Origin of the sequence: Arthrobacter sp. E44 (genome assembly GCF_041877125.1) — a bacterium.
Lineage (GTDB): Bacteria > Actinomycetota > Actinomycetes > Actinomycetales > Micrococcaceae > Arthrobacter.
Genome location: NZ_JBHDJA010000016.1, coordinates 101,611 through 110,760, shown reverse-complemented (window position 1 = coordinate 110,760; position 9,150 = coordinate 101,611). Strand labels below are relative to the sequence as shown.

Annotated in this window: 11 protein-coding genes; 6 read left to right on the top strand and 5 right to left on the bottom strand. The window is 65.6% G+C overall.

Features of this window, described 5'->3' with window-relative positions; genetic code table 11:
- Positions 1–581 (top strand): hypothetical protein (locus ACETK3_RS15030; RefSeq protein WP_373993139.1); only part of this gene is annotated, 581 nt, incomplete at its 5' end.
- 96 nt (positions 582–677) lie between these two features.
- Here ACETK3_RS15030 and ACETK3_RS15025 read toward each other — a convergent pair.
- Positions 678–1,463, bottom strand: a complete 786-nt coding sequence (locus ACETK3_RS15025) for a LysR family substrate-binding domain-containing protein (protein ID WP_373993138.1) — start codon at positions 1,461–1,463, stop codon at positions 678–680.
- Here ACETK3_RS15025 and ACETK3_RS15020 point away from each other — a divergent pair.
- On the top strand, positions 1,462–1,866 hold the full coding sequence (locus ACETK3_RS15020) for a DUF5997 family protein (RefSeq protein ID WP_236800417.1): 405 nt from the start codon (positions 1,462–1,464) through the stop codon (positions 1,864–1,866). The two genes, ACETK3_RS15025 and ACETK3_RS15020, sit on opposite strands and share 2 nt — an antisense overlap.
- 90 nt (positions 1,867–1,956) lie before the next feature.
- On the opposite strand, the gene ACETK3_RS15015 is transcribed toward ACETK3_RS15020, so the two are convergent.
- Positions 1,957–2,337 (bottom strand): VOC family protein, encoded by a 381-nt coding sequence (locus ACETK3_RS15015; protein ID WP_236800416.1) that lies wholly within the window; start codon positions 2,335–2,337, stop codon positions 1,957–1,959.
- 161 nt (positions 2,338–2,498) lie between these two features.
- Here ACETK3_RS15015 and ACETK3_RS15010 point away from each other — a divergent pair, with 161 nt between their 5' ends.
- Together ACETK3_RS15010 and ACETK3_RS15005 are read left to right on the top strand one after the other, a co-directional pair.
- Positions 2,499–3,128 carry a hypothetical protein gene (locus ACETK3_RS15010; RefSeq protein ID WP_236800415.1) on the top strand — a complete coding sequence of 210 codons (630 nt, stop codon included), beginning with the start codon at positions 2,499–2,501 and terminating at the stop codon, positions 3,126–3,128.
- A 54-nt stretch (positions 3,129–3,182) separates the two neighbouring features.
- Entirely contained in the window at positions 3,183–3,791 is a 609-nt protein-coding gene (locus ACETK3_RS15005; RefSeq protein WP_236800414.1) for a hypothetical protein, read from the top strand.
- Positions 3,792–3,817: 26 nt separating this feature from the next.
- Here the strand turns inward: ACETK3_RS15005 and ACETK3_RS15000 are convergent, their stop codons facing one another.
- Both ACETK3_RS15000 and ACETK3_RS14995 read right to left on the bottom strand, forming a co-directional pair.
- Positions 3,818–4,300 (bottom strand): pyridoxamine 5'-phosphate oxidase family protein, encoded by a 483-nt coding sequence (locus ACETK3_RS15000; RefSeq protein ID WP_373993137.1) that lies wholly within the window; start codon positions 4,298–4,300, stop codon positions 3,818–3,820.
- A 62-nt stretch (positions 4,301–4,362) separates the two neighbouring features.
- Positions 4,363–5,811, bottom strand: a complete 1,449-nt coding sequence (locus ACETK3_RS14995) for a flavin monoamine oxidase family protein (protein WP_373993136.1) — start codon at positions 5,809–5,811, stop codon at positions 4,363–4,365.
- A gap of 81 nt (positions 5,812–5,892) precedes the next feature.
- Between ACETK3_RS14995 and ACETK3_RS14990 the strand changes: the two genes are divergently transcribed.
- Positions 5,893–6,615: a TetR/AcrR family transcriptional regulator C-terminal domain-containing protein gene (locus ACETK3_RS14990; protein WP_236800412.1), complete on the top strand. Its 723-nt coding sequence runs from the start codon at positions 5,893–5,895 to the stop codon at positions 6,613–6,615.
- A gap of 3 nt (positions 6,616–6,618) precedes the next feature.
- On the opposite strand, the gene rlmN is transcribed toward ACETK3_RS14990, so the two are convergent.
- On the bottom strand, positions 6,619–7,854 hold the full coding sequence (gene rlmN / locus ACETK3_RS14985; protein ID WP_236800411.1) for a 23S rRNA (adenine(2503)-C(2))-methyltransferase RlmN: 1,236 nt from the start codon (positions 7,852–7,854) through the stop codon (positions 6,619–6,621).
- Between the two features lie 149 nt (positions 7,855–8,003).
- Between rlmN and ACETK3_RS14980 the strand changes: the two genes are divergently transcribed.
- Positions 8,004–9,131: a mandelate racemase/muconate lactonizing enzyme family protein gene (locus ACETK3_RS14980; RefSeq protein WP_236800410.1), complete on the top strand. Its 1,128-nt coding sequence runs from the start codon at positions 8,004–8,006 to the stop codon at positions 9,129–9,131.
- Positions 9,132–9,150: the final 19 nt, after the last annotated feature.

Here is a 9,150-nt window from a genome sequence, read left to right as displayed (position 1 = left end):
ACAAAGTCACCCCGTCCAACATCGTGCACCGCCAAACCGACAAAGTCCGCGATGCCGTGACCGGGGTGAAGGAGAAAATCATGGGAGCAGCAGACACCGCCACCACCAAGGTCCACGACACCACCTCCGCCGGCGCCGGACACACCAGCAACGCCATGAGCTCGGCCGGGGACAGCCTGCACCAGGCCACCGACACCGTCTCGGCCAAACTCTCCGACGCCGGCCACACCGTCAGCGCCGCCCCGGACCAGGTCAAAGCCAAAACCGCCGGCAACCCGCTGGCCGCCGGACTCATCGCCTTCGGCGCCGGGCTCCTGGTCTCCTCCCTGATCCCGCCAAGCCAGAAAGAACGCGAAGCCGCGGACCAACTCAAAACCGCAGCCCAGCCCCTGGCAACCCAGGTCACCGACGCCGCCAAAACCGTCGCCCAGGACCTAAAGGAACCCGCCCAGGAAGCCATGGAAAACGTCAAGGCCACCGCCACCGACGCCGCCCAAAACGTCAAAACCGAAGGCCAACAAGCCGCCACCGACGTCAAAGACCGCGCCACAGACGCCAAAGACAACGTCCAAAACACCTAGCCCGCCTGGCTAGGCAAGGATAAACAACGAAGCCGGACCGCGTGAGCGGGCCGGCTTCGTTGCTGCCCGCCAATAAACCAGGCCCGTCAGGCCCGGCTAGCGCTTGCCCTTTTTGCGGGAACCCTTGCCGCGTCCCTTGTCCGGGTTGGGCGCGTAGCGCTGGGCCACCTTGGGCGCTTTCTTCGCTCCGGTGCCGCGGCGGTCCGGTTTGGGCTCCTTCTTCACCTTGGCAGGCTGGGCGGAGGGCTGCCGCGAGCTCTGGGCGGTGCGTCCGCGGACAATGCCGACAAATTCCTCCAGCACCTCGTCCGTGGCCTCGGTGGGCCAGGCCAGTGCAATGTCCGTCCCCTCCGCGCCCGTCAAACGGCGCGCAACAGTGTCCTTGACGTTGAAATGTCGGGCCACCGCCATGGGAAGGACCACCAGGCCCGCGCCGGAAGCAACCACCTGGAGCGCTGCCTCCGGTCCGCCCAGGGCGGCAACATCCAGGAACGATTCCTCAGCGAGGTCAGCAAACGGTACTTCCTCGAACACCGAGATCTCATGGCCCTTTGGGGCCACCACCACTGGCTGTTCCTCGTAGAGCGGGATCACGCTGAGGCCCTCCCGTTCGATGGGGAGGCGGACAAAGCCCATGTCCGCACTGCCGTCCTGCAGCGGCCCAAGCTGGGCAGCGTCCTCGACCATAAATGCCTGCAGGGGAATATGCGGCATGCGTTCTTCCCACCGGCGGATCCACTTGCCGGGTGTTACCCCTGCCACGTAGGTGATGCGCAGCACCCGCGGGGCCGCCTCTTCAGGGGCAACGGGGGCATCGGGCGTGGGGGTATCATCGGCTGGCACGTCTTCACAGTACCCGCCGCCCGGATACCCTTGAAGCATGACCTCTGCAAACTCCCAGTCCATGAAGCCGGCCACCGTTGCCAAGAAACTTGGCATCTACCTCCCGGCCACGCCGCAGGAGTTCCAGGATTCAACCATCACCCGCGAGCAGTTCGCCGAGCTCCAGGCCAACCCGCCCGAATGGCTGGCCGAGCTGCGCCGCAACGGCCCGCACCCCCGCCCGGTGGTAGCCCAAAAGTTGAACGTGTCCATCAGCGGCCTGGCCCGCGGCGGCGTGGAGGAGGCATTGACGACGGCGGAAATCACCGCACTGCTGCAGGCCCCGCCGCAGTGGCTGGTCGCCGAGCGTGCCACACACGCCGCCGTCCGGGCCGAAGCCCAGCGGGTCAAGGAAGAGGCCGCCAAGAAGCAGGCGAAAAAGGACCGCGCCCAGGCCGAGTAGCCTTTAGTCACGTCTCAGAAGCTTGTTCGCCGGCCTGGACCTTGAACGTCCGGATGCGCGGACAAGCTTCAGTCGCGTCCCGGGGCCTCGTCAGTCCTGGTGGATCTGGATGTAGTTGCCGCAGCCGTCGTCGAACACCGCGCTGGTCCCGAACGGGTCCGTGGTGGGCGGGATCTTGAAGCTGACACCAGCGGCCACCAGCCGGTCATACTCCGCCTGCACATCCGGGACCCCAAAGACGATGGCGGGCAGCCCCGCCTCGCGCACCGCGTTCATGTAGTCCGCGCCGATCGGGTTGTCACTGGGTTCCAGGAGCAGCCCGACTGAACTGTCGTCCGCTCCAGGATCCTTGATGATGTACAGGTTGTGCTCCGGCATCACCATGAGCGTGTCAAAACCAAGCGTTCCCGTGTAAAAGGCGTAGGCCGCGGCGGGGTCCTGGACATGGATGCTGCACATTTTGATTCGCATGGACCCACGGTACCTGCCAGGCCATGACCGTCTGCAGTGCCTTCTTTCCCTTCTCACCTGCCATTGACCCTGTGGACCGAACACGGTGCAATGGAAGGACCACCGCGGGCTTTTCGGCCCGGGGCGGTGTAGTGGGGAATGCCGGGCGCCGGAGGTGCAGGATGTCAGCCGCGGAATCGTTGATGCAGGGACTGCTTCATAGTGCGTGGGCGGTCCTGTTATGTGGCCCGTTGCTGGTTGCCGCCGTAGCCGCCACCGTTTTTGTCGTCCGGCGCCGGTCCCTTGCCCCCAATAACAGCGCGGCGGAGCGGACGGACCAGCTGTTCTGGGACCTGTTTTTGGGTTCCTGCGTGGCCCTTCCTGCGTTGATCATTCCGGCGCTGGTGTCGCCGTGGGCGGGTTTGGTGCTGGCAGGGGCGGCAGCCGCGTCAGGTATTGCCGCGCACCGCGCCACCCCGAAATTCCTGGCCCGGCGTGCAGCACGCACCGAGGAACGGCAGCGGATTGCCGCGCACCAGGAAGCCCGGCTGCAGCATGATGAAATCCTGCTGCGATGGCGGCGCTACGAGCTGGATCCGGCATGCGGCATCGACTATCCGGCGTTGACCGACGTGCGGCTTCCGGAAACGTCCGCGCTGATCAAGTCGATGCGGGCTGCGGACCAGCTTCGGACCGCCGCGCACAAGGGGTACCCGGATGCCGTGGACAGCCTGGCCGCGTCACTGGCAGCGGCGGAACGGGCAGCCGGCATTCCGGCCGGCCTGCCCGCAGAGCAGGCCGGCCGAGGTTAACTGCCGTGTCGCCGGCATTGGATCGGCCCGGAGGACCGGCGATAGCATCCAAAGATGAAGCCTGAGGAACTGCCTGCCCATGACGAGTACGGCCGGCTGCTGGAGGACCGCGGGGTCTGGCGGCAGGCCACCACCCTGGAGGCCGCCGGAGAGTTGACCGCCCGCTGGTTAGAGGGTGGGAGCTCGTACCAGCCGGGGCATTTCGCCCCCGGCTTCGACACCGAGACCATCCCGCTGGCCGCAGCCTTGGCGGAGCTGAACCGCAACGGGCTGTTCACCAAGGAGTCCCAGCCGGGCATCCTCACTGATAGTGCAGCACAACGGGAGTATGTCACGGGCTTCTGCAGCGCCGGCACCGCCCGCGAACTGCTGGCCCTTTCCACGCGCACCGAACTGGTCACCGTGGCCCACGCCCCGGGTGAGGCAAGCAATGCTGCGATTCCCGTGACCCTGGCGGGCACGGAGGTCACAACGGTGCTCGGTTCCAGCGAGAACCCTGTAGACGAGGCGCAGATCAGGGACTGGGCGGACGAAACCAATGACGCGCTGGCCCTGCTGCTCGCGGACTCCTGGTATGTGGAAGTCCTTGATCCGGTGTGGGGGCGCAACGACGTGCTGTTGCCGGCGGTCCTGCAGGCGTTAAAGGGGGCGGGGCAGCCCTAGCCGCCCCGCCCCTTCAACGTCCGGTACTACAGCTCCACGGTGCCGCTTTCGCCAACACTCATCCGGCTGTGGGTGACCTTGGCCTTCACCCACTGAAGCACCGTGGCGGCCGTGCCGCCGGGGCTGGTCCAGTATTCGGCGGAATCCGAGTCGACGCGCAACAGGCACACTTCGGGAGTATCCGGGCCATCCGGGAACCAGGCTTCAACAGCCTGGTTCCAGAGTTCGTGGATCTTGGCCCGGTCGGTGACCACTTCGGCGGTTCCGGCCACGGAAACCCATTCGGCGTTCTTGCCAAAGGCGACGTTGACGCGTGAATCAGCCCGGACGTGCGCAACCTGGGAGGTGCCGAGGCCGGTGAAGAACCACATGTCGCCGTCGTCCTTTACCTCCTGGACGGCCAGCGGCCGGCTGACGAGGGCGCCTTCTTCGTTGATGGTGGTGACCATTCCGATCCTGGAATCGTTGATGATCTCCGTAACCTTGCTGATGCTCTGGGCGTCAGTCATGCCTCACCTCGTTCGTCTGAAGTCGGGGACGCTCCCCGTCGCCAGCCTATTAGTAAGCATGCTTATTTACCAGCGGCAGCCACCGGCACCTTTGCCACTTCGGCGATCCGGGCAGCAGTGAGACGGCCCATGCGGATGGCGCCGTCCACGTGTTGGTAGCCTTCAGCAGCAAGGTCGGAGGAGGACCAGTAAATGGGGCCCACAGGGGCGTGCTGGTCCTTGCCGTAGCGGTGGAGGCCGCCCAGATCATAGCTGGAGGCATAGGCACCGCGGGTCCATTCCTCCGAACCCCAATCCGACTCGTAGTACACCTCCGGGGTGAGGGCCTCGTCGCCCAGGTAGCCGGCGATGGATTCCAGGATGGCCTTCCGGCGCTCTTCGGGGGACAGCTCGAACATGGCGTCTGCCTTCTCATCCGAAACGAAGCCCACCAGGGTTCCGCGCGGATCGGCGTGGTTCGTGTTGTCGTAGACCTCCTGCACCAGGGCATCGGCCCCGAAGCCGGTGCCGGAGAGCCCCTTGTCCCGCCAGAAGGGGGTGCTGTAGACGGCGTGGACCTTGATGACCAGGCCCAGGGACTGGTGCTGGTGCATCTGGTGCTGGCGGCGCGGCAGCGGCGGATTAAAGGAGACGCGGGAGTAGAGGTTGGGCGGTACGGCCATGATGACGAACCGGGCGTTCACGGTGGCGCGGTCGGATACAACGGTCACGCGATGTCCGCCGTCCGCGTCCGGCTCCCAGTTGATGGTCCGCACCGGAGAGTCAAGGACGACGTCGTCACCCAGCTCCTGCGCCTGCAGCAGCGACACCTGCTGCATCCCGCCCACCACCCGGCGGTCCAGGATGAAGTCCTCATCCGTGAGGTGGGTGAAGGAGCCGGCGGAGGCGGCCATCAGTACCGCCTGAAGGGCTGAGAAGGCGTGGGCCGGCTTGGTGAGCATGCCGCCGGCGATGAAGAGTCCGATGTTATTGCAGGCTTCCTCATTGGCGGAGTTCTGCCTCAGCCAGTGATGGAAGGAAATGGTGTCCAGCTCGCGCGCCTTCGGGTGGGCCCAGGGTTCGGTGGGGCCGATCTCGGCCGCCAGCCCGTCAAGGAGGGTCACCAGGCGGTCCATTTCGACGGCGGTGTCCGGGTCCACCGGGAAGGTGTCACCGGTGTAGCGCACGGGGCTGCCGTCCGCTCCAATGTAAATGGACTCTCCGTCCCGGTACCGCGGATAGGTTTCCAGATTCAGTTCTGCCAGGAGTTCCAGGAGGGCAGTCTGGTCCGGGGAGACCCATTGGCCGCCGATTTCGAGCATGGCGCCATCCACAGTGTCGGTCCAGGTCCGGCCGCCCACACGGTCGCGGGCCTCGAGCACAGCTACGGTCAGGCCGGATTTCTTCAGTTCACGGGCGGCGGTGAGTCCGGACGGCCCGGCTCCAACGACCACGACGTCGCGGTTCAGGTTCAGCATGATGTCCTCTCTGCGGCCCCTGGTGACGGGGACCACTAAATGAATGTCATTCATTTATTAGAACTATAGCTGCTGCCCGCTTTGAGCGGAAGTATCGGATGGAATAATGCAGGGGACACCGACGAAAGGGCAGGAATGCCGGCAGTATCAGCCGCACAGGCACGCTCCACCAACAACGGCGGCGCGCAGCGAAGGCGGGCCGGTCGCCCGTCCGCGGCAGTGCTGGACAAGTCCGGAATCACGGCGGCGGCGCTTGAGCTGGTCAGCCGCAAGGGCTACGACGGGTTGACCATGGCAGCCCTGGCCAAGGAACTCGACGTGGCACCGTCTGCCCTCTACAACCACGTGGCATCAAAGCAGGATGTGCTGCTCCTGGTGGAGGACCACCTGATGTCCCTCGTGGACGTCTCCGGTTTTGACGGCCGCAGCTGGGAGGACGCGGTCCGCACTTGGGCCCGGAGCTACCGCGACGTATTTGCCGAGCACACTCCGCTGATCCCCGTCATCGCCGTCCTGCCGGTCACCGACGCACCGCAGACCCTGGCGATGTACGAGACCGTGAGTAAGGGATTTTCCGACGCCGGATTTCCAGAGGAGCGCATTGTGCCGGCCATCGTGGCGCTGGAGTCCTTTATTTTCGGATCCGCGTACGACGTCACCGCCCCGGAGGACATCTTCGACTCCGGCAGCATGGCTGAGTCCACTCCGTATTTCACTGCAGCAGTGCGCAGTTCCTCTGCCGGCCAGGATGCATCTGCCGGCCAGGGCGGCCAGGAACGCGGCCGCCCGGCAGACACTGCCTTCCAGCTTGGGCTGGATGCCCTGATCGCCGGATTGGGAGCGCTGCGGAAGGGCTAGCGCCTAGTCCTCGGCGGCGGCCAGCTGGCCGCAGGCGCCGTCGATTTCCTTGCCGCGGGTGTCCCGGAGGGTGCAGGGCACGCCCGTGGCGCGGAGCCGCTCGATGAATTCCTGCTCCACCGACTTGTCCGAGGCGGTCCAGATGGAGCCTGGAGTTGGATTGAGCGGAATCGGGTTGACGTGCACCCAGCCGCGTCCGCGCTGGTTGAGCTTCTTGCCCAGCAGGTCCGCACGCCACGGATGGTCATTCATGTCCTTGATCAGCGCGTACTCGATGCTGACGCGGCGGCCCGTCTTGCGGTAGTAGTCGTAGGCGGCATCGAGCGCCTCGTCCACCTTCCAGCGGTTGTTGACCGGAATCAGTTCATCACGGAGCTCGTCGTCGGGGGCGTGCAATGACAGCGCGAACGTGACGGGAAGGTCCTCTTCCGCCAGCTTCCGAATAGCCGGAACCAGGCCGACAGTGGAAACGGTGATGTTCCGGGCGGACATCCCCAGGCCCTCCGGCGCGGGATCCACGAAGCGGTGCAGGGCGGCCATGACCCGCTTGTAGTTGGCCAGGGGCTCCCCCATGCCCATAAACACGATGTTGGTGACCCGCTCGTCGTCGTGCTCCTTCGGACCCAGCTCACCGGCCGCGATGGCCCGGTTGGCAGCAACCACCTGGTCAACAATCTCCGCCGTGGACATGTTGCGGGTCAATCCGGCCTGGCCGGTGGCGCAGAAGGGGCAGTTCATGCCGCAGCCTGCCTGCGAGGAGACGCAGAGGGTGATGCGGCCGGGGTAGCGCATCAGGACGGACTCCACCAGGGCACCGTCGAACAGCCGCCAGAGGAACTTGATGGTGTCCCCCTTGTCGGTGCGTTGCCGGCGGACCTCGGTGAGCAGCGGTGGGAACATCTGGGAGACAAGCTCCTCGCGGCCCGCCTTGGGCAGGTCGCTCATCCGCTCCGGGTCCACCGTCCAGTGTTGGAAGTAGTGCGTGGAGAGCTGTTTCGCCCGGAAAGCCGGCAAGCCAAGCTCCTTCAGCTTCTCACCGCGCTCGGCCAGGCTCAGGTCCGCCAGGTGTGCCGGCGGCTGCTTCACGCGGGGGGACGCGAATTGGAGCAGCGGCCGGCCTTCGACAGTACGCGCCTGCTCCCAGCCCTCGGCAGTGGGGCGGACCTGCGGCCGGGCAGTGCCGGCGGCTGCCTTGGAGGCGCGGACAGGAGTTTCAGGGGAAGGATTGGGGGAAGTCATCCCCTCTATCATCCCACGAGGGCAAAATAGGACGGGAATCGCCAAGAGACACGTAAATTGGATTCGCACGGAGCTACTTGTAATACAAGTTTGATACTTATATCCTAGGGAAGTGGGCGAAGGAGCCCGCCCGTCTTCCAGGAGAATCAATGAGTCCCGTCGACATGATCCGGCACGTCAGGCTATCCACCGCCTGCCTACCCCTCGCTGTCCCCATCAGCGACGCCAAGGTTTTCACCGGCCGGCAAAAGCCCATGAGCGAGGTCGTCTTCCTGTTCGCGGAGATCAGCACCGAACTGGGGCACTCCGGCATCGGCTTCAGCTATTCCAAGCGTGCCGGCGGTCCCGCCCAATATGCGCATGCCAAGGAAGTCGCCGAAGGCCTCCTCGGCGAGGACCCCAACGACATCGCCCGGATCTACACCAAACTCCTGTGGGCCGGGGCTTCCGTGGGGCGCTCCGGCGTCGCCACCCAGGCCCTCGCCGCCGTCGACATCGCTTTGTATGACCTGAAGGCCAAACGCGCCGGGCTGCCGCTGGCAAAGTTCCTCGGCTCCTACCGCGACTCGGTGCGGACCTACAACACCTCCGGGGGCTTCCTGAACGCCAGCCTTGACGAAGTTAAGGCACGCGCCACCCAATCCATCGAGGAGGGTATCGGCGGCATCAAGATCAAGGTTGGCCTGCCGGACGGCAAAGAAGACCTGCGCCGCGTCTCCGGGATCCGCGACCACATCGGCCCCGACGTCCCGCTCATGGTGGACGCCAACCAGCAATGGGACCGCGCCACCGCCCTGCGCATGGGCCGACGCCTCGAGGAATTCGACCTGGTGTGGATCGAGGAACCCCTGGACGCCTACGACTTCGAAGGCCATGCCCACCTGGCACAGGTCCTGGACACCCCCATCGCCACCGGCGAGATGCTCGCCTCCGTGGCTGAACATAAGGGACTCATGGCCGCCAGCGGCTGCGACATCATCCAGCCCGATGCCCCGCGCGTCGGCGGCATCACCCAGTTCCTCCGCCTCGCCGCCCTGGCCGACGAACGCGGACTGGGCCTGGCCCCGCACTTTGCCATGGAAATCCACCTCCATCTGGCCGCTGCCTACCCGAGCGAACCGTGGGTGGAGCACTTCGACTGGCTGGACCCGCTCTTCAACGAGCGCCTGGAAACCAAGGGCGGCCGGATGATGGTTCCGGACCGCCCCGGCCTTGGCATCACCCTGAGTGACCAGGCCCGAGCCTGGACCACCGAGAGCGTCGAGTTCGGCGCATAACCCCGAAGCCGTAATCTTT